The 19,172-nt window shown below is 68.6% G+C and carries 17 protein-coding genes; 12 read left to right on the plus strand and 5 right to left on the minus strand.

The window, feature by feature from the left end:
• Positions 1-130 precede the first annotated feature (130 nt).
• From G398_RS0106000 to G398_RS21015, 5 genes are all read left to right on the plus strand, one after another.
• Positions 131-1,909, plus strand: coding sequence for a M1 family metallopeptidase (locus tag G398_RS0106000; protein ID WP_026852922.1), 1,779 nt, complete (start codon positions 131-133; stop codon positions 1,907-1,909).
• A 121-nt stretch (positions 1,910-2,030) separates the two neighbouring features.
• Complete coding sequence (locus tag G398_RS0106005; RefSeq protein WP_026852923.1) at positions 2,031-4,076, plus strand: OPT family oligopeptide transporter; 2,046 nt, start codon at positions 2,031-2,033, stop codon at positions 4,074-4,076.
• Positions 4,077-4,387: 311 nt separating this feature from the next.
• A complete protein-coding gene (locus G398_RS16615; RefSeq protein ID WP_169720621.1) occupies positions 4,388-4,909 on the plus strand; it encodes an RNA polymerase sigma factor in 522 nt (173 codons plus the stop codon).
• On the plus strand, positions 4,906-5,520 hold the full coding sequence (locus G398_RS21010; RefSeq protein WP_026852924.1) for an anti-sigma factor family protein: 615 nt from the start codon (positions 4,906-4,908) through the stop codon (positions 5,518-5,520). Before G398_RS16615 ends, G398_RS21010 begins: the two co-directional genes overlap by 4 nt.
• The gene (locus tag G398_RS21015; protein ID WP_026852925.1) at positions 5,517-6,353 is read left to right on the plus strand and encodes a secretin N-terminal domain-containing protein; all 837 of its coding nucleotides are present in this window, start codon (positions 5,517-5,519) and stop codon (positions 6,351-6,353) included. Before G398_RS21010 ends, G398_RS21015 begins: the two co-directional genes overlap by 4 nt.
• A gap of 430 nt (positions 6,354-6,783) precedes the next feature.
• On the opposite strand, the gene G398_RS0106025 is transcribed toward G398_RS21015, so the two are convergent.
• The 3 genes from G398_RS0106025 to G398_RS0106035 all read right to left on the minus strand — a co-directional run bounded on the left by G398_RS0106025 (position 6,784) and on the right by G398_RS0106035 (position 10,057).
• Positions 6,784-7,560: an inositol monophosphatase family protein gene (locus G398_RS0106025; RefSeq protein WP_026852926.1), complete on the minus strand. Its 777-nt coding sequence runs from the start codon at positions 7,558-7,560 to the stop codon at positions 6,784-6,786.
• A gap of 350 nt (positions 7,561-7,910) precedes the next feature.
• Positions 7,911-9,392: an SDR family oxidoreductase gene (locus tag G398_RS0106030; protein WP_211229051.1), complete on the minus strand. Its 1,482-nt coding sequence runs from the start codon at positions 9,390-9,392 to the stop codon at positions 7,911-7,913.
• Positions 9,389-10,057, minus strand: a complete 669-nt coding sequence (locus G398_RS0106035) for a Dph6-related ATP pyrophosphatase (RefSeq protein ID WP_026852928.1) — start codon at positions 10,055-10,057, stop codon at positions 9,389-9,391. The genes G398_RS0106030 and G398_RS0106035 overlap by 4 nt, the downstream gene beginning before the upstream one ends.
• A gap of 71 nt (positions 10,058-10,128) precedes the next feature.
• Here G398_RS0106035 and G398_RS0106040 point away from each other — a divergent pair, with 71 nt between their 5' ends.
• The 4 genes from G398_RS0106040 to G398_RS16620 all read left to right on the plus strand — a co-directional run bounded on the left by G398_RS0106040 (position 10,129) and on the right by G398_RS16620 (position 14,880).
• Complete coding sequence (locus tag G398_RS0106040) at positions 10,129-10,671, plus strand: NifU family protein (RefSeq protein WP_026852929.1); 543 nt, start codon at positions 10,129-10,131, stop codon at positions 10,669-10,671.
• Between the two features lie 70 nt (positions 10,672-10,741).
• Positions 10,742-11,743, plus strand: a complete 1,002-nt coding sequence (locus G398_RS0106045; RefSeq protein WP_026852930.1) for a sensor domain-containing diguanylate cyclase — start codon at positions 10,742-10,744, stop codon at positions 11,741-11,743.
• A 187-nt stretch (positions 11,744-11,930) separates the two neighbouring features.
• On the plus strand, positions 11,931-13,898 hold the full coding sequence (locus G398_RS0106050) for an alpha-ketoacid dehydrogenase subunit alpha/beta (RefSeq protein ID WP_342669697.1): 1,968 nt from the start codon (positions 11,931-11,933) through the stop codon (positions 13,896-13,898).
• 127 nt (positions 13,899-14,025) lie between these two features.
• Entirely contained in the window at positions 14,026-14,880 is an 855-nt protein-coding gene (locus G398_RS16620) for an MBL fold metallo-hydrolase (protein WP_043483870.1), read from the plus strand.
• Positions 14,881-15,144: 264 nt separating this feature from the next.
• On the opposite strand, the gene G398_RS0106060 is transcribed toward G398_RS16620, so the two are convergent.
• Entirely contained in the window at positions 15,145-16,251 is a 1,107-nt protein-coding gene (locus tag G398_RS0106060; RefSeq protein ID WP_084512078.1) for a glycosyltransferase family 4 protein, read from the minus strand.
• A 176-nt stretch (positions 16,252-16,427) separates the two neighbouring features.
• Between G398_RS0106060 and G398_RS0106065 the strand changes: the two genes are divergently transcribed.
• On the plus strand, positions 16,428-17,216 hold the full coding sequence (locus G398_RS0106065; RefSeq protein ID WP_026852933.1) for a hypothetical protein: 789 nt from the start codon (positions 16,428-16,430) through the stop codon (positions 17,214-17,216).
• A complete protein-coding gene (locus tag G398_RS16625; protein WP_157492298.1) occupies positions 17,213-18,403 on the plus strand; it encodes a glycosyltransferase in 1,191 nt (396 codons plus the stop codon). The genes G398_RS0106065 and G398_RS16625 overlap by 4 nt, the downstream gene beginning before the upstream one ends.
• Positions 18,404-18,425: 22 nt before the next feature.
• On the opposite strand, the gene G398_RS16630 is transcribed toward G398_RS16625, so the two are convergent.
• Positions 18,426-18,839 (minus strand): response regulator, encoded by a 414-nt coding sequence (locus G398_RS16630; protein ID WP_026852934.1) that lies wholly within the window; start codon positions 18,837-18,839, stop codon positions 18,426-18,428.
• 160 nt (positions 18,840-18,999) lie between these two features.
• Between G398_RS16630 and G398_RS20220 the strand changes: the two genes are divergently transcribed.
• A partial coding sequence (locus tag G398_RS20220; RefSeq protein ID WP_157492299.1) for a leucine zipper domain-containing protein occupies positions 19,000-19,172 on the plus strand: 173 nt, incomplete at its 3' end.

The following is a 19,172-nucleotide window of genomic DNA, read 5'->3' on the forward strand; positions in this document are numbered from 1 at the left end:
AGATAAAAGAAGGAATGGCGACAGCCATTCCCTACGCAGGCCCCGCATCGCGGGGCCTGCGCCTTGCAGGGCGCTTGTGACTGGCTAGAACGGCCACCCGTGGGATGATGGCGGGTTCCCCGAGGTCCCCATGCAGCGCCCCGATCCGCACTCGTACTACGATTCCGCCCAGCCCCGGGCTAGGCGCCTGCGGTTGAAGCTCGGCGTGGACTTCGCGGCCAAGCGCATCGACGGCGAGGTGATGCTGGAGTTCGGCGAGGCGGTGTCGGGCGTCCTGGACCTGGACACCAAGGGTCTGGAGATCCAGACCGTCCAGGTGCCCGGCCAGGGCTCCATCCCCTGGGAGCTGGGCGAGGCGGATCCCATCCTCGGCAGCCGCCTGCGGGTGACCGCGCCCGCGGGCACGCGGGAAGTCGCCATCCGCTACCGCACCGCCCCGGACGCCATGGCCCTCCAGTGGCTGGATCCGGCGCAGACCGAGGGCAAGGTGGCACCCTACCTCTTCAGCCAGTGCCAGCAGATCCACGCGCGCACCATGGTGCCCTGCCAGGACACGCCCCTGGCCCGCATCGCCTATCAGGCGGAGGTCACGGTTCCCGAGGGCCTCACCGCCGTGATGTCCGCGGGCCCGGATGGGGACCAGGCCACCGGCGACGGCCGCCGCACCTTCCGCTTCGCCATGCCCCAGCCCATCCCCAGCTACCTGCTGGCCCTGGCCGTGGGGCGCCTGGAATCCCGGGACCTGAGCCCCCGCAGCCGCGTCTGGGCCGAGCCGGAGACCGTGGCCTCCGCCGCCTGGGAGTTCGCGGGCGTGGAGGAGATGATCCTCAAGGCCGAGGGCCTCTTCGGCTCCTACCCCTGGGACCGCTACGACATGCTGGTGCTGCCGCCCTCCTTCCCCTACGGCGGGATGGAGAACCCCCGCATGACCTTCCTCACGCCCACTCTGCTGGCGGGGGACCGCAGCCTGGTGGACGTGGTGGCCCACGAACTGGCCCACAGCTGGACCGGCAACCTCGTCACCAACGCCAGCATGGAGCACTTCTGGCTGAACGAGGGCTTCACGGTGTGGGCCGAGCGCAAGATCCTGCGTACCCTCCACGGCGACGATGCCGCCGCCCTGGGCTGGGCCATGGGCCAGAAGGCCCTGGAGGACAGCCTCGAGCGCTTCAGAAAGGAACCCCACCTCACGGTGCTGCGCCTGCACCTGGAGGGCATCGACCCCGACGACGCCTTCTCCAGCATCCCCTACGAGAAGGGCGCGCGCCTCGTGGCGGCCCTGGAGCAGCACGTGGGAGAGGCCGCCTTCGGCCGCTTCCTCCACGAGTACATGGACGCCTTCCGCTTCACCTCCATCACCACCGAGCAGTTCTGCGCCTTCGTGGAGGAGAAGCTGCCTGGCGCACTAAAGGCCGTGAACGCCAAGGCCTACCTGGACGAGCCGGGGATGCCCGCCACCGCGCCCGCCTTCCACAGCGCCCAGCTGGACGGCCTCACGGCCCTGGCGGAGGGCTGGGGTAAGGGCCGGCGGCCCACCGAGGCACAGATCGCCGGCTGGACGCCGGCCGAGCTGCTGGTCTACCTCCAGAAGCTGCCCCGGCAGCTCTCCCAGGCCGACTGCGCCTGGCTGGACGGGCACTTCAAGCTCATGGGCCGCGGCAACCACGAGATCCTGGTGGAGTGGCTCACCCTGGCCGCCGCCGCGGACTACGAGCCGGCCTTCTCCCGCATCCGAGAGGTGCTGGTGCGCGTGGGCCGCATGAAGTACCTGCGCCCCCTCTACGGCGCCCTGGGCCAGCAGGCCCGCACCCGCGCCCTGGCCCGGGAGATCTTCGCCGCCGCCAGCCCCGGCTACCACGGCCTGTCGCGCCGCGTGGTGGCCTCCGTGCTTGAGTCCTATCCGTCCTGAAATCTCACCACCAAGACACCAAGACACCAAGAAAAGCCCAAAAAAGGATCATTCCCATGCAGTTCTTGGTGTCTTGGTGTCTTGGTGGTGATCCGTTGTCTTTAGCCTCTAGGAGCGCCTGATGTCCCACGATGCCGCACCCCAGGAGATCAAGGGTCTGCCCGCGAATGCGCGGCGGCCGCTGAACCCCGGCGAAGCCTACGTGCCCCTGGTGCCCCAGGACGGCGTGCCGGAAACCACGCCGCGGGCCATCACCATGGGCCTCATCTTCTGCGCCATCTTCAGCATGGCGGCGGCCTACCTGGCCCTGAAGCTGGGCCAGGGCATCGAGGCGGCCATCCCCATCGCCATCCTGGCCGTGGGCCTCTCGCGCTTCTTCCCGCGCAAGAACACGATCCTGGAGAACGTCATCGTCCAGAGCATCGGCGCCAACAGCAGCCACGTGGTGAGCGGCGCGGCCTTCACCATCCCCGCCCTCTACATCCTGGCCCAGACGCCCGGCAGCGGCGTGCCCACGCCCACGCTGTGGCAGGTGGTGCTGGTGAGCTTCCTGGGCGGCTGCATCGGCATCCTGTTCCTGATCCCCCTGCGCCACCACTTCATGGTGGAGAACCACGGCATCTTCCCCTGGCCTGAGGCGACGGCCACGGCCGAGATCCTCGTGACGGGTGAGAAGGCGGGCAACCAGGCCAAGGAGCTGGCCATCGCCGCGGGCATCGGCGCCCTGTATGACGGCATCACCTCGATCTTCCGCGGCATGGGCGAGTACCTCCGCCTGGAACACGTCTACGTGGGCCGGGCGCTGCGCGAGAAGTTCATGTCCTTCAACTTCCTGAACAGCGCGGCCACGCTGGGCATCGGCTACATCATCGGCCTGCGCTATTCCGCCGTGATCGCCGCCGGATCCTTCTTCAGCATGTTCGTGCTGGTGCCCCTCTTCCACGCCATCGGCCAGCATGTGCCGGTGATCGTCCCGCCGGGCGCCAAGCTCATCGCCGACATGACGCCGGAGCAGGTCTTCTTCGCCTACGTGCGCATCATCGGCGTGGGCGCCATCGCGGGCGCGGGCGTCATGGGCGTGCTGGCCTCCATGCCCAACATGATCCGCAGCATCATCAGCAACATGAAGGCCCTCATGAACCGCGACGCCGCCGCCGAATCCCCCAAGGTGGCCATCCGCACGGAGCGCAGCCTGGCGGGCTCCATGATCGCCGTGGGCCTTGTCACCAGCATGGTGGGCACGATGGCCTTCCTCAGCTTCGGCCTGGGCATCAAGCAGGCCCTGTTGCCGGCGCTCATCGCCACCCTCGTGGTGATGGTCATCTCCTTCTTCTTCGCCCCCGTGGCGGCCCGCGCCATCGCCACCATCGGCACCAACCCCATCAGCGGCATGACCATGCTGACCCTCGTCATCACCGGCGTGCTGATGCTCAAGCTGAACTTCACCGGCGGCTACGGCATGTTCCTCACCATGATGGTGGGCGGCATCGTCTGCACGGCCCTGGCGGCCTCCGGCGCCTTCAGCACCGACCTCAAGATCGGCCACTGGATCGGCGCCACGCCGGCCCGGCAGATCGGCTGGAAGTTCGTGGGCACCTTCGTGGCCGCCCTCTTCACGGGCATCGCCATGTGGCTCATGGCGAAGCAGGTGAACCTGGACGGCACCATGGCCCTGGGCAGCTCGATTCCCGCGCCCCAGGCCAGCGCCATGAAGGCCATCCTCGAGGGCATCTTCGGCACCGTGTCCATGCCCCTGCGCTGGTACGCCTTCGGCCTCGGCATCATGCTCTCCATCGTGCTGCGCATGGTGGAGCTGCCCGCCCTGGGCTTCGCGCTCGGCATGTACCTGCCCATCGAGCTGAACACGCCCCTCTTCCTGGGCGGCATCCTGGCTCATCTGGTGAACCGGCCCAAAGCCGGGACGACCGAAGCCGACGCCAAGGCCCGGGAAAACCGCGGCGTCCTCATCGCCAGCGGCCTCATGGCCGGCGGTGCCATCATGGGCGTGGTCGCCAGCTTCGTGAAGCTCAAGTGGACCGAGGGCTTCCCCCTCCTCACCACCCACCAGGCCGAAGGCGCCCTGGGCGAGTGGCTGGGGCTCGCGGCGCTGGTGGCCCTGTGCCTCTACGTCGTCGTCTACAGCCGACGAGCCAAGGGCGAGGCGTAGCCTTTCGTCAGACGAAAAGAATCAGATAAACGGAGGAAAACGGAAGAGCAGAGGAAAGCGGAGAAAGACCTGCTCTTTTCCTCTGCTTTCCTCCGCACCTCAGTTTTCCGCCGCTTCTTGAATTCCGTTCTCATTACTGAATTTCGGATCAACACTTCGCCTGCCCTGCCGGTATGGATAGGTGAAGGAGGAATTGTGTCGTGTTCCATGGAACCGAGGCCGCGCTGATGGATGAGGGGCTGACCTCTCTTCCGGAAGCATCGGCAGACGATCCGTTGGAGCCGCTGATCTGCCGTATCCGGGCTGGCGACGTGGAAGCCTTCGGTGACCTGCTGGCGCGTACCGAGGGGCGGATCCTGGCCCTGGCTTGGCGGATTCTCGGCGATCGGCACCTGGCCGAGGATGCTGCCCAGGAGACCTACTTACGGGTGTTCCGGTCTCTGAATTCCTTCCGGCTGGGCGAGCGCTTCGAGGCCTGGATGGTCCGCATCGCCGTGAACGTCTGCTACGACCTCGCCCGGAAGCGCGGCCCCCTGCCTGCACCCGCTGAAGTCCTGGACGGCCTTGAGGGCGATGCCGCCCCCATGGCCGCCGAAGAGGCCGTTCTGCTCCACCAACGCCGCGCCCTGGTCCGACAGGCGCTGGCAACCCTTCCCTTGGCCGAGCGCACGGCCCTGGTGCTGCGGGATCTGGAGGGCCACTCCACGGAGGAGGTGGCCCGCATCCTGGGGGTCCGTCCCGTCACCATTCGCTCCCAGGTCGCCTCGGCCCGGGCCAAAGTGCAGGCCTTCTGCTCCCGCCTGTTAAAACCTACCGATGGAGGACGTCCATGACGCTTCATGTCCTCGACCAGCTTCCCCTCTGGGTGGAAGGCGATCTGAGCGCCGCGGACCTCGCCGCGGTCGAACACCACCTCGCGAAATGCCCTGCCTGCCATGCCGTCGCGGAGCGTCTGCGGACCAGCCAGGTTTGGCTGCGGGAGGCCATGCAGCCGCCATTCGTCCCCATCGACCACGAGCACCTGCGCCACGCCGTCATGGCCCAGATCCGCACAGAAGCGGCAGCCAAGCCCGTTCACCGCCTCGCCGCCATCCGCCCTACCCTGCTGGCCGCCTGTGTGGCATCGCTACTCATCGCCACCCTGATCTGGCGGCAGGAACACGCCACGGTATCTTTGCCACCCCTGGGAGTGCCCTCCGCCCTTCCAGCAGGATCTGCCACTCAAACGGCGCCGGTTGTTACCCCCCCCATGGCCCGCCAGGACCTGGCGCGGGTCGCTCCGCTGAAAGCGCCTCTCCGCAGGCCCGAGGAACCTGTTTCTTCTCCCATCGAAGGCCCGGCACGCATCGAGTTCCAGACCGCCAATCCGAACATCCGCATCATCTGGCTGGCGCAAGCCAAGCCCCTTCCCGAAATGAATCCAACCCCACTGGAGGCTCCATGAAACCCGTAACTTCTCTCGTACTCGCCGCCCTGTTGGCTACGTCCTTCCAAGCGTTTGCGCAGCAGGTGGCAACTCCCCCCCAAGCCAAGGAGGCCGAGCCGGATCTTGCGGTCCTGCGGGCGATGAAGAGCAGGTTGTTTGTGCTCCGTTACCGCGATTCTCTTCAGATGCTGCGAAGCCTCTCCGCACTCGGTAGTGGCGCCAATGGGGCAACGATGAAGTGGGCCAACGAGAATGGTCTCAATTCGCTCGCCGTCAGGGACTTTCCCGAAAACCTCGCCATCATCGAGGAAGCCATCAAGCGGCTGGATGTGCCAGCAGCCAATCAACCGACTCCGGATGTGGAACTGCATCTGGACGTGTTGTTCGCGTCGAGGAATCCGGGCCCAGACATTGGAATTACCGAGGGGCTCAAGGATGTCATCAAGACTTTGAAAGGCACGCTCACCTACCGCAGCTATACCCTTGGTGCGGACTTCGTCCAGCGAGCCCGGCCCCGATCCGATTCCTCATCAGGAGAGAGTATTCAAATTACGGGAGCCATTGATCCTGCCGCACTGGGCCCAGAACACAGCAAGGACGCTACCCGAATGTCCGTGGAATGCGGCATCTACCACGGTATCGCGCTAGAAGCCCAAGAGAATGGGCCGGCCATCATCCGGATGAAATCCTTCCGGTTGAGCCTCCGGGAAGGAAATGGTTCTGAAAAACAGACCCTCGCTGCCATCGCAACAGAGTTGAGCCTTAAAGAAGGTGAAAAAGTGGTCGTGGGTACCTCTGTGGTGAAGGATCGCGGCCTCGTCGTCGTGCTCAGCGCCAGGCGCGTGAATTAGCGGAACCTGCTTATCGGCCAAGCTCAGCCCCATGTTCGCAAGATGAAAGGCTGGAGCCGGAGATGACGGAGAAACGGCCTCGGGTCCACAGATTTGCACAGATTGAAAACGGGGCTGCGGCTGATTTGGGGGTGCAGCTTCGCAAGCGTGGGCTCCATGGGGGGCGACAGGGTCGCGCCCTTTTTGGGGTGCGCGGCCCTGGCGCCCCCCATGACCTCCGGCAACGCCGGAGGCCGCCTTCGGCGGGCCCACGCATGGTGGGTCGAGCCCCCTCCGCGCTCTCCGTGCGCCCGAAGGGCGGTCTCTGCGCCCTCTGCGTTCCGCTTTTCTGGCTGAGGCTCGCCGATAATCAGGTAGCGGAAAATCAAACCACGAAGAAGAACCCGCTTTTCTTCGTGGTCTTCCTGTCTTCGTGGTGATTTTTTTCTTTTCAGCCCTTCAAACTTCCCAGAAGATCCCGTGCCACGCTAGGCGTCCCCACCACCAGGTTCCCGCTCTCGAACCAGCCCTGGCCGCCCTCCCAGTCGGTGATCACCCCACCGGACTCCTGCACCAGCAGGGCGCCGGCGGCGATGTCCCAGGGCTTGAGGCCCAGCTCGAAGTAGCCGTCGAAGATGCCGCAGGCCACGTGGGCCAGGTCCAGGGCGGCGCTGCCGGCGCGGCGGATGCCCTTGGCGCGGGGGAAGACGCGGCCCAGGGCGGCGTTGAACATGGGCCAGCGCTCGCCCAGCTGGAAGGCGAAGCCCGTGGCCAGGAAGGCGCCGTCCAGGCCCGGCTGCTGCGACACGCGCATGGGCTGGCCGTTCCAGGTGGCACCCTTGCCGCGCACTGCCAGGAAGGTGTCGTTCCGAAGGGGATCCAGTATGCAACCCACCACCGCCCCATCGGCGTCCCACAGGGCCACAGAGACGCACCAGTGGGGGAAGCCCTGGACGAAGTTCAGGGTGCCGTCCAGCGGGTCGACGATCCACCGCCGCTCGACGTCGCCCGAGGCGCCGCCCTCCTCGCCCAGGAAGCCGTACTGGGGGAAGCGGAAGTCCAGCTCGGCGCGGATGGCGGCCTCGGCCTCGCGGTCCGCGATGCTCACCACATCGTTCTTGGTCTTCTCGGTGATGGTGGCCGGGTCCAGCCGCCGGAAGTGGCCCAGGAGGACCTTCCCCCCGGCCTGGGCCGCAGCCAGGCAGGCGTCTCGTTGCGCGTCGTACATGATCACCATCCTGGTTCGATTGTCATATGGGTTCCCGATAATTGACCTTGCTCGGCTTGGCACAGCCTTTTCCAGACCTCCACGAATGACACAAAGGAGAAGAAAAGAAAGAGCACGAAGACAACCCAACGCGCCGGCGGGGTTCATCCGGGCCTGCGGCCCCCGGGCGCGCTGCGACCGGCTTTGCGGGCGGCGGCCCGAGCGGCCCCCGAGAGGCCGTTCTGGCCGCCGCCCGCAAAGGGATGACCCAGGTTGTGCCAGGGCCCATTCGTGGGCTTCCTGGGCCCGGAGGGCCTATTCGTGCCATTCGTGGTGGGCTTTTCGAGGTGGGACAGGCCGATGAGCAGCCATCAGGGGGCCTCACTCGCCGCCTCGGCCCGCTTCTTGAGCGCCCGGATCATGCCGGGGAACACGAAGAGGTGGAACGGCAGCATCGCGTACCAGTAGATCAGGCCGAGGACGCCGTGGGGCTCGAAGAAGGCCATCTGCTCCAGGCGCGAGCCCTCCCCCTCGGGGCGCACCGTGAACTGAAGCCAGGCGTTGCCGTCCAGCTTCATCTCGGAGCGGAGCCGCAGGAGGCGGTCCTCCTCCAGGGCCTCCACCCGCCAGAAGTCCACGGGATCGCCCACGCGGAGCTGCCGGGGATGCCGCCGCCCCCGGCGCATGCCCATGCCGCGGAAGACCCGGTCCAGCAGGCCCCGGATCTGCCACAGCCAGTTCCCGGCGGGCCAGCCGTTCTCGCCGCCCAGGGCGCAGAAGGTCTCGAACACGGCGCGGGGCGGGGCTTTGACGTGGCGGTGGTGGCGCTCCAGGAACATGCCCTCGTGGGAGCCGAGGACCGCCTCCTCCTGTTCCCGCGAGAGGCTCGTGGCCCAGGTGGTCTCCACGGCGTCCTCGTCCAGGCGCTGGAGGGCCAGGGCCAGGGCTTCCCTGTAGGCCATGGGCCGCACCCGGAAGACCTCCAGGGCGCGGGAATCGCGCACCACCACCTCCGTGGTCATGCCTTCGATCAGGGGCTTGGCCAGCACCAGGGGGATGGGCGTGACCATGTCCACCCACAGGGCCGACAGGATGGGCAGCGGCACGCGCATGGGGATGATGAAGCGGCGGAGGCCCCGGGCCTCGGCATAGCCCAGCATCATCTGCCGGTAGTTGAGGACGTCGCGGCCCCCGATCTCGAAGATGCCCGAGACGTCCGGGTGCTCCAGGGCCTCCGTGAGGTAGCCCAGCACGTTGCGCACCCCGATGGGCTGGCAGCGGGTGTTCACCCAGCGGGGGGTGATCATGACCGGCAGGCGCTCCGTCAGGTGGCGGATCATCTCGAAGCTGGCGCTGCCGCTGCCCACGATGACCGCGGCCCGGAACTCCAGCACCGGCACGCCGGTGGACGCCAGGGCCGCGCCCACCTCCTGGCGGCTGGCGAGGTGATCGCTCCGGTGGCCCTTGGGGTCCCCCAGCCCGCCCAGGTAGATGATGCGCTGCACGCCCGCCTTGGCGCAGGCCGCCGCGAAGACCAGGGCGTGGCCCAGGTCCCGGTCGCGGAAGTCCGGCCGGTCCTCGGCCATGGCGTGGACCAGGTAGTAGGCCTGCGACACGCCCGCCAGGGCCGCGGCCAGGGAGGCCGGATCGCCCACGTCCCCCTTCACCGCCTCCACGCCGGGCCAGTTCCGCCCGGCGAGACGGTCGGGGTTGCGGGCCATGCAGCGCACCCGGCGGCCGGCGGCCAGGAGGCGGGGCACCAGCCGCCCGCCGATGTAGCCCGTGGCGCCGGTCACGAGGATCAGCGGCTTGCCGGGGTCCATCAGGCTGGCGCCTGTGGCCTGGGGGCTCATGCGGGCACCAGGTCCGCGAAGACGAAGCCGTCGCGCGCCACCACCTCGCCCCGCCGCACGGGCACGGGGTGGTCGAACATGGGGCCGTCCCAGGCGAAGGTGTGGAACTCGCCCCGCTCCCCGCAGGGATCCACGGCGGCCGGCAGGTCCGCCAGGAGCGCCGCGTCGAACTCCCGGCCGGCGAAGGAGGCGTCCAGGGCCCGGGGATCCACGCAGGTCAGGGTGGCCTTCAGGCCCGCCGCCGCCATGCGCCGGGCGAGGGCCGCCGTGTCCGGGTCCCAGATGGGGAAAAGGGGGGTCAGGCCCGTGCCCGCCAGCTTCTGGATGCGGTAGTCCCGCACGTCCTCCAGGAAGAGGTCGCCGAAGGCCATGGCCCCGATGCCCTCCGCCACGGCCCGGGCGCAGGCCTGGGCCATGAGGGCCTCGTAGGCTTCGTTGGGACAGGGCCAGGGGAGGGGTACCTTCCAGAGGGGGAGCCCCGCCGCCTCGGCCTGGGCCTCCAGAAGCGCCTCCCGCACTCCATGCATCGCCACCCGCTCGAACGCCTCATTGGTGGTGGTGAGGAGGCCCACCACCTCCACCTCCCCGGCCTGCCGGAGCGTGTGCAGCGCCCAGGCGGCGTCCTTGCCGCTGGACCAGCTCAGGAGGGCCTTCGTCCGTGTCATGGGATCTCCGGATCCAAGTATGGGCCCTCGCAAATCCTGACGAATTTGGTAAACTTTCCTGGGAGCCTTCCATGCCCAAGGTCATCAACATCGAGCCCACCCCCAACCCCGATGCCCTCAAGTTCCTGGTGCATCCGGCCATCCTGAAGGCCGGCTCCCGGTCCTTCAAGGACTTCGGCGCCGCGGTGGGCGATCCCCTGGGCTCGGCCCTCTTCGCCCTCGGCAAGGTCACCTCCGTGTTCTACATGGACCGGTTCGTGACGGTGAACAAGGAGCCGGCAGCGGACTGGAGCGACCTCATCGACCCCATCTGCGAGTCCATCGAGGACCTGAAGCTGCCGGAGACCGACACCGGCGACGGGACCCTGACGCCCGGCGGCGACGCGGACGCCACCCTGGAGCGCATCAACCACCTGCTGGACAGCCGCATCCGGCCCGGCCTGGCCGGGGACGGCGGCGGCCTGGAGGTCATCTCCTTCGACGGCCAGACCCTCCAGATCAGCTACCACGGCGCCTGCGGCTCCTGCCCCTCCTCCACCAGCGGCACCCTGCGCTACATCGAGGGATTGCTCCAAGAGGAGATCAGCCCCAGCATCCGCGTCGTGAGCTGGTAGGAGCGCCCCATCTCGGCTCTTGCGTCCTGGGAAAAGTCCGGCACCCTAAGGGTACCTTCTGGAGACACGAGTGAGCCCTGGAAAGGCCGTCAAGCGACGCAGCGCCAAGGGAAACCACCTCGCCGCGCTGGCGGATCTGCTCAACGCCAGCCGGACGGACCCGGTGCGGCTCTTCGAGCATGGCCTGGCCCTGCTGGTGGACCGCCTGGGCGTGGACCGCGCCATGCTCACCCGGGTTTCGGGGCTGGGCTACGAGGTCTTCTGGTGGGCCGTGGCCGACGGCGCCGACATGGCCGGGGTGTTCGAGGCGCCGGAGAAGGGGTTCTGCCCCTGGGTCATGGCCCATCCGGACCGTCCCCTCACCATCCGGGATGCCGCCCTGGAGGCCCGCTGGCGGAAGAGCGCCGGCTACCTGGAGCTGGGCATCCGGGCCTACTCGGGCGTCGCCCTCAAGGAAGGCGAGAACGTGGTCGGGACGCTCTGCGTGCAGCATCGCGCCCCAAAGGCCTTCGATCGCGGCGAGACGGAACTGATCCGCGCCATGGGCCAGCTCATGGCCCGCACCATGGAATCCGAGAGCATGAAGCAGGAGCTCCATGGCGCCCTGGAGGCCCTGGAACTCAGCGGCGCCATCGTGGAGGACAGCGCCCTCCAGAGCGCCCGCTCGGGCCTGCCCAACCGGCGCTACCTGGACATCTGGCTCCGGGCCTCGCTGTTCATGGCCCGGCGCCGCAAGGAGCCCATCGCCCTGGCCCTCTGGTCTCAGTCCATGGTCACGGGTACCCGCGGCCGGCTGGCCGCGGCGGCCTCCCACCTGCGCGGCGAGGATCTCCTCATCGAGTTGTCGACGGACCAGTACCTGCTGATCATGCCGCACACCAGCGAGGAAGGCGCGGAAGTCCTGTTGGCGCGGCTTCGCGGGATCCTCGGCGAACATCCCACCGGCGCCACGCTGTGGTTTCCGGGCGAGGACGACATGACCTTGAAGTCGGCTTTGACGCGCGCCGCCAAAGCCTTCACCGAGGCCAATCGCGAGGGCCTGGCCCTGTTCTGGAGCCGCCGGCAGGGCTGACCCGCAGCCTGCCCGCTGGCCCGTCCGGCAGGTCCATGGGAAGATGGAAGGCTCTGGCACAGCCGGTGGGAACCCGGCCTCGTGGAGGTGGATGTTGGACACTCCGACCCTGGTAAAAGCGGCCTGGAATCCGCTGGAGGGCGATGCCGCCCCCAGCCGCGACGAGCTGCGCCACTGGTATGAACTGATGCACCTCGGACGGCTGCTGGACAGCAAGGCCCCGAACTACCTCAAACAGGCCATCGGCTGGTCCTACCACGCGCCTTGCGCCGGCCACGACGGCATCCAGCTGGCCGCGGGCCTGGCCTTCCGCGCCGGCCAGGACTTCCTCTTCCCCTACTACCGCGACATGATGACCTGCCTCGCCGCGGGTCTCAGCGCCGAGGAGATCCTGCTCAACGGCATCTCCAAGGCCACGGACGTCGCCAGCGGCGGGCGCCACATGAGCAACCACTTCGCGAAGCCGTCCATCGGCATCCAGAACGTGTCCAGCCTCACGGGCAACCACACCCAGCACGCCGTGGGCTTGGCGCGCGCGGTGAAGTACTACCAGCGGGACGCCATCGTGTTCTGCAGCCAGGGCGAGTCATCCCTGTCCGAGGGCTACTGCTCCGAGAGCATCAACGGTGCCGACCGTGAGCAGCTGCCCGTGGTCTTCGTCGTCCAGGACAACGGCTACGGCATCTCCGTGCCCAAGCACGACCAGAGCGCGAACGACTACATCTGCGACAACTTCAGCGGCTACTCCAACCTGAAGATCATCAAGTGCGACGGGCTGGACCTCCTGGATTCCATGCGTGCCGTGGCGGAGGCCGTCGCCTACATCCGCACGGGCCAGGGCCCGGCCATGGTCTACGCCATGTGCGTGCGCATCGGCAGCCACTCCAACTCCGACCGCCACGAGCTCTACCGGGACGACGCCGAGCGGGCCGAGGCCAAGGCCAAGGATCCCCTGCCCCGCTTCCGCGCCTATTGTCTGGCCCACGGCCTGACCGAAGAGGAGCTCACGGGCATCGAGGCGGCGAACCAGGCCCACTACCTGGCGGCCCACGACCAGGCCATGGCCGCGCCGAACCCAGATCCCGCCACCATCCACGACTTTGTCATCCCCGAGGGCTGGGTCTCCGCCCAGTTCCCGGACGGCACCCACCACGCCGAAGGCACGCCCGTCAGCGTGATCACCGCCCTCAACCAGACCCTCAAGGAAGAGTTCCGCGCGAACCCCGACACCTTCATCTGGGGCCAGGACATGGCCAACAAGGAGAAGGGCGGCATCTTCAACGTGTCGAAGGGGATGCAGCAGGAGTTCGGCGAGAAGCGGGTGTTCAACGCTCCCATCGCCGAGGACTTCATCGTCGGCACCGCCAACGGCTTCTCCCGGCTGGACGACAAGATCCGCGTCGTGGTCGAGGGTGCCGAGTTCGCCGACTACATCTGGCCCGCCGCCGAGCAGATCGTGGAGTGCAGCCACGACTACTGGCGCAGCAACGGCCAGTTCGCGCCCAATGTCACCATCCGCCTGGCTTCCGGCGGCTACATCGGCGGCGGCCTCTACCACTCGCAGAACGTCGAGGGCTGGCTCACCACCCTGCCCGGCATCCGCGTGGTGGTGCCCGCCTTCGCGGATGACGCCGCGGGCCTGCTGCGCACCGCGCTGCGCAGCCGCGGCACCACCCTCTACCTCGAGCCGAAGTTCCTCTACAACGCGAAGATGGCCCAGGCCGTGGTGCCGCCGGACTTCGCCGTGCCCTTCGGCAAGGCCCGCGTCCGCCGCGAGGGCACGGACCTCACCATCCTCGCCTACGGCACGCCGGTGCACTTCGCCCTGGAAGCCGCCGCCAAGCTGGAGAAGGAGGGCAAGTCCGCCGAGGTGATCGACCTCCGCAGCCTCAGCCCCCTGGATACCGGCGCCATCATCAAGTCCGTGAAGAAGACCCACCGCGTGCTCATCGCCCACGAGGACAAGGTCTTCGGCGGCTTCGGTGGCGAGCTGGCGGCCATCTGCGCCAGCGAGTGCTTCGTCTGGCTGGACGCCCCCGTGGAGCGCGTGGGCTCCGAGTTCACGCCCGTGGGCTTCAACCGCATCCTCGAGCGCGCCATCCTCCCCAACGCCGACAAGGTGCTGGCCGCCGCGCGCAAGGTGCTGGCCTTCTAACCAATCCACCACGGAGACACGGAGGGCACAGAGGAATCACTGAGAAGACGGCAGACCGTATTCCTCCGTGTGCTTTTCTCAGTGACCTCCGTGTCTCCGTGGTGAATACTTCCCCTCCGAGGTCTCCATGCAATTCGGTCCCTGGGATGTCCAGATCGTCAGCGGCGGCACCTTCCGGCTGGATGGCGGCGCCATGTTCGGCACGGTGCCCAAAGTCGTGTGGAACAAGCTCTACCCTGCCGACGAGGAGAACCAGATCCTCATGGCCACCAACTGCCTGCTGATCCGCGGCGAGGCGGGCGGGAAGCAGCACGTCATCCTCGTGGACAACGGCAACGGCGACAAGGAGACCGATGACTTCATGGCCCGCTTCAAGTTCGAGGGCCGGGGCGTGCTGGACGCCAACCTCGCGAAGCACGGCGTGAAGCCCGGGGACATCACCCTCTGCATCCTCACCCACCTGCACTTCGACCATGCGGGTGGCAGCACGCGCCTGGGCGCCGACGGCAAGCCCGTGCCCAGCTTCCCCAACGCCCGCTACGTGGTGCAAGCCAAGGATCTCGCCGACGCCAGGCACCCCCACCTGCGCGTGAAGGCCAGCTACCTGCCCCAGAACTGGGAGCCCCTGGAGGCCGCGGGTCTGCTGGAGACCGTGGACGGCATCGCGGAGATCCTGCCCGGCATCTCCGTGCGCCCCGCGCCGGGCCACATCGAAGGCCTCCAGAACGTCATCGTGGAGGGCGGCGGGAAGCGCCTGGTCTACCTGGCGGACCTCATCCCCACGGCCCGCCACATCCAGCCCGCCTGGTGCATGGGCTACGACCTGGACGTGGTCACGTGCGTGAACGAGCGGCAGAAGCTCCTGGACGAGGTCACCGGCACGGATACGGTCTGCGTCTTCGAGCACGACCCCGAGTTCCCCGCCGGCACCGTCAGCCGCGACGCCAAGGGGAAGTACGCCGTGGCGCCGGTGGCCCTCTAGGGTCTGTTTTCAAATTCCACGGCACCGCGACGAAGGCCATCCGGGATGCACCGCAAGGAAGGGCCCGCAGGGCGATGTGGTTCATCGTTCAAGGGCCTTGACGCCGCGGGGCGCCCGGATGGCCCCGTCCCGAAGGGCTGGGTGGGCAGCCATCGCGATGCGGCGTCAGGCTCCTCGACCTTGGGCCCACCAAGGCCTTCGTCGCCGTCCTTGCCTCGCTCGGCTGCCCGCCCAGCGCGGCGTTGCGGAATTTGAAAACAGACCCTAAGCTCTGGCGGCCGCCACGGCCTCCTCCCACAGGGCCACCACGCGCTCGGTCGAGTAGCGCTGGACCACCTCCGCCGCCTTCGCGCCCAGGCGCCGCCGCGCCTCCGGGTCGCTCATCAGGCGGGCCAGGGCCGCCGCCATGGCCTGCGGATCCTCGGCGGGCACCAGCAGCCCGTTGACGCCGTCCTGGATGATGTCCCGGGCCGCGCCCCCGAAGTCCGTGCTGACCACCGGAAGGCCGCAGGCCATGGCCTCCACCAGGGCGTTGGGGAAGCCCTCGGCCCGGGAGGACAGGACGTAGAGGTCCGCGCCGCGGAGCACCTGGTAGGGATCGCCCGTGAGGCCCCGGAAGCGCACCGCCTCCCCCAGGCCCAGCTCTCCCGCCAGCCGGACCAGGGACGCCTGCTCGGGACCGTCGCCCCAGATGTCCAGGGTCCAGCCGGGCGCTTCCGCGAGGGCCGCCTGGAAGGCCGGCAGGAGGAGGTCGAAGCCCTTGACGGGGTGGAGGCGCCCCAAGGCCACCACGCGCCGGGCCCCCCCGCCGCTCCGCGGCCCCGGAGGCGGCGGCGCCGGCACGGGGTTGGGGATCACCCGGCCCCTGGCGCGGACCTTGGGGGGGAACCAGGCCAGGACCGCCTGGGACTGGAAGACGGCCACGCTGGCCAGGGGGTAGGTGAGGTCCCGCAGCAGGCCCCAGACGGGCCCCAGGGAGCGGCGGGAGGGATCCGTGCGCTCGGAGATGACCACGGGGATGCCGAGGCCGCGCGTGGCGAGGACCGCCAGGATGTTCCCCCCGTCGATGAAGGAGACGACCACGTCCGGCGCGGCCTCCGCGATGGCCCGCCGGATCGTCCGCACGCGGCGGACGTTGTTGAGGATCCCCGAGAGGAGGCCCGCGCTGTCGCGCAGCAGGTCCAGGGGGCGGACCGCCACGGAGGGAGCCAGGGGATAGAAGGGCTTCTGGTCCGGCCGCTCCATGGTGAGCACGACGATCTCCCACCCCTTGGCGGCCCAGGTGTTGGCGAGGAGGGTCAGCACCCGCTCGGCCCCCGCGGCCCGCAACCCCCAGATGAAGAAGCAGACCTTCACACCACCCCCCGGCATGTGGCTGTTCGAGGCTGGGTGTCACTTGGATTAATCATGGATGACATCATAATGCATGATATAATTTACCGGTATCTTCCCGCCTGAAAGGTCCGCCCATGCCGCCGATCCCCAGTCCACCGGGACCCGCCGGCCCCGATGAAGCCCTGGGCGCTCCGGAGCAGGGGGAACCGCCGATGATCGCCATGAAGTATGGCCCCTTCACCCTCGGGGAGGCCTACTTCCAGCGGATCCAGGCGCCCGCGGGCCTGGACGCGGTGCTCTACCGGCAGCTGCCCTCGCCGGAGGGCCTGGTGCGCCCCGTCGGCCAGGCCACCCTCCTCCTGGACCTCTCGCAGCCGGAGGAGGAGCTCTTCCAGGCCATCGAGAAGAACGCCCGCTACAAGATCCGCCGCAGCCAGACGAAGGACGGCACCCGCTGCCGCCTGCTGGCCGGCCCCGAGATCACCGACGCCTACCTGGCGGACCTCGCGGAGCGCTACCGGGAGTTTGCGCAGACGAAGGGCCTCGGCCCCATGAACCTCCAGCGGCTCCGGCAGTTCCGGTCCGCGGGCATGCTCTACATCGGGCAGGCCGATGCGGAGGAAGGCGAGACCCTGGTCTGGCATGTCTACCTCGTGGTCCACCGGCGGGCCCGGCTGTTCTACTCGCTCTCGCGCTTCCGGGACAGCGAGGATCCCCAGTTCCAGAACCGGGTGGGACGGGCCAACCGCCACCTGCACTGGGAGGACCTCCGCACCCTCAAGGCGCTGGGCGTGGCCACCTACGACTTCGGCGGCTTCTACCTCGGTCAGACGGACGAGGCCAAGCTCCGCATCAACCACTTCAAGCTCGAGTTCCGGGGTGTCCAGGTCATGGAGTACAACGGATTCCAGGTCCGGAGCCTCAGGGGCCGCCTCCTGGGGGGCCTGTACACCCTCCTGCTGCCCCTGGTGGAGTTGGCCTCCCGGTGGCGGCTCCGGTGAGGGAAGCCCGGAAGCCCGTGGCCTTCCTCATCATCCCGGCCCTGGGGGTCGGCGGCGCCGAGCGGCAGATGTGCGAGCTCGTGCGGCACCTGGACCCGGAGGCCTTCGAGGTGCACCTGGTGGAGGTCTACGAATCCCGGCGCGGCGAGGCGCGGGCCCTCTGGGCGGACCTCGAGGCCCTCCCGGCCGTCCACCTCCACAGCCTCCGCAAACCTGCCGGCCTAAAGGGCTACGCCCTGGCCCTCCCCCGCTTCCTGGCCCTGCTCAGGAGGCACCGGCCCGACGTGCTCTACGGGTTCATGGGAGGCGCCTACCTCGCCCTGGCGGGCCGCGCGGCGGGCGCGAAGGTGGTGTGGGGGATCCGCCGGACCAGCGCCGACCGCGCCACCATGGACGCCTTCGACCGCCGCTTCGCCCCCTGGATGATGCGGCTCTCGGCCCTCACCCACCTGGCCATCTTCAACAGCGAGGCCGGCCGCCGGAGCTACGAGGCCATGGGCCTGCGCTCGCCCCGCCGCCTGGTCATCCCCAATGGGTTCGACACGGGCCGCTTCGCCCCGGATCCCGAGGCCGGCCGCGCCCAGAGGAGGGCCTGGGGCATCCCCGGAGATGTTCCCCTCGTGGGCCTGGTGGGCCGCATCGTCCCCGTGAAGGGCCATGCCACCTTCCTCCGCGCCGCCGCCCGGATCGCCGCGGAGATCCCCGAGGCCCACTTCGCCTGCGTCGGGGACGGCGCCCGGGACTACGTGGCCTCCCTGCGCGCCCTCGCGGCCTCCCTGGGCCTGGAGGACCGCCTCCACTGGGTGGGCGGAACCGACCGCATGCCCGCGGCCTACAACGCCCTTTCCCTGCTGGCGCTGGCCTCCGCGGACGAGGGCTGCCCCAACGTGGTGGGCGAGGCCATGGCCTGCGGCGTGCCCTGTGTGGTGACGGACGTGGGCGATGCCGCAGCCCTGGTGGGCGACACGGGCCGCGTGGTCCCACCCGGAGACGAGGCGCGCCTCGCCGCCGAGGCGCTGAGCCTGCTCCGCGCGGACCCGAAGGCCCGCGCCCGGCGCGCCGCGGCGGCCCGGGAGCGCATCTGCGCGCGCTTCGGCGTGGACCGCCTGGCCCGGGACACGGAGGCCGCCTTCCTGGAGCTGCTGGCGCCGGAACCGGGCGCCCGGCCCCGCCTTGCACGGGGGTGAAGACCCCGGCCACCCAGCGCGGTCAGGGAAGGCGGTCCCGCAGGCCAGCGAGGTTGAAGGGTTTCGGCAGCAGGCTCACCCCGGGAAACTGCCGGATCAGATGGTGGACCAGCTCGGTGACGCGGCCGGTCACGATCAGCACCGGAAGGTCCGGGCAGAGGTCGCGGAGGCGGGGCAAGGTCCCGGCGCCGCCCAGCCCCGGCATGTCCATGTCCAGGATCGCCAAGGATGGCCTGAGCCCCTCGCCCAGGAGGGCCAGGGCCTCCTCCCCGGTGGCGGCCAGCACCGGCTCGAAGCCCAGGAAATCGAGCATGGAACCCACGGATTCCCGGACGATGTCGTCGTCATCCACCAGGAGGATCCTGGTCCGGGCGGTCTCGCCAGCCAGGGGCGCGGCCGTCCCCTTGTCGGCCTTGCTGCATCCGATCACGGGCATGGGTCATCTCATGGATATCCGATCAGTCTATCGATGCATCCAATGACGTCGATTCCATGAACTTATCAAGCACTAGTTGTAACTGCCAAGGAGGTTGTTCATCCGGGTTGAGCTGGGAAGCTGTTGTTACCACACAGCGGCTTTCGCAGAGGCAACCCGGATGAACCTCCACAGTTCAGCAAAGACCTGTCCACGAAGTCGAGCGTTATTGATCCGGCGTGTCCGGTGCCTGGGAATGACCGTCCAGGCAGCGGCCCAGGCGGCGGGGATCAGCGTCCGGACTGCCTACAAATGGCTGGCCCGATTCAGGAAGGAGGGCCGGTCTGGGTTGGA

Source organism: Geothrix fermentans DSM 14018 (assembly GCF_000428885.1).
In the GTDB taxonomy this organism is placed as follows: Bacteria; Acidobacteriota; Holophagae; order Holophagales; family Holophagaceae; genus Geothrix; species Geothrix fermentans.

Bases quoted from the DNA above. Each gene is read 5' to 3' on its own strand.
- G398_RS0106035 (WP_026852928.1), bottom strand. From the start codon at position 10,057: ATGACACGGACGAAGGCCCTCCTGAGCTGGTCCAGCGGCAAGGACGCC.
- G398_RS0106040 (WP_026852929.1), top strand. From the start codon at position 10,129: ATGCCCAAGGTCATCAACATCGAGCCCACCCCCAACCCCGATGCCCTC.
- G398_RS21015 (WP_026852925.1), top strand. From the start codon at position 5,517: ATGAAACCCGTAACTTCTCTCGTACTCGCCGCCCTGTTGGCTACGTCC.
- G398_RS0106060 (WP_084512078.1), bottom strand. From the start codon at position 16,251: ATGCCGGGGGGTGGTGTGAAGGTCTGCTTCTTCATCTGGGGGTTGCGG.
- G398_RS16620 (WP_043483870.1), top strand. From the start codon at position 14,026: ATGCAATTCGGTCCCTGGGATGTCCAGATCGTCAGCGGCGGCACCTTC.
- G398_RS0106005 (WP_026852923.1), top strand. From the start codon at position 2,031: ATGTCCCACGATGCCGCACCCCAGGAGATCAAGGGTCTGCCCGCGAAT.
- G398_RS21010 (WP_026852924.1), top strand. From the start codon at position 4,906: ATGACGCTTCATGTCCTCGACCAGCTTCCCCTCTGGGTGGAAGGCGAT.
- G398_RS0106000 (WP_026852922.1), top strand. From the start codon at position 131: ATGCAGCGCCCCGATCCGCACTCGTACTACGATTCCGCCCAGCCCCGG.
- G398_RS16630 (WP_026852934.1), bottom strand. From the start codon at position 18,839: ATGCCCGTGATCGGATGCAGCAAGGCCGACAAGGGGACGGCCGCGCCC.
- G398_RS0106030 (WP_211229051.1), bottom strand. From the start codon at position 9,392: ATGAGCCCCCAGGCCACAGGCGCCAGCCTGATGGACCCCGGCAAGCCG.
- G398_RS0106050 (WP_342669697.1), top strand. From the start codon at position 11,931: ATGCACCTCGGACGGCTGCTGGACAGCAAGGCCCCGAACTACCTCAAA.
- G398_RS0106025 (WP_026852926.1), bottom strand. From the start codon at position 7,560: ATGTACGACGCGCAACGAGACGCCTGCCTGGCTGCGGCCCAGGCCGGG.
- G398_RS0106065 (WP_026852933.1), top strand. From the start codon at position 16,428: ATGATCGCCATGAAGTATGGCCCCTTCACCCTCGGGGAGGCCTACTTC.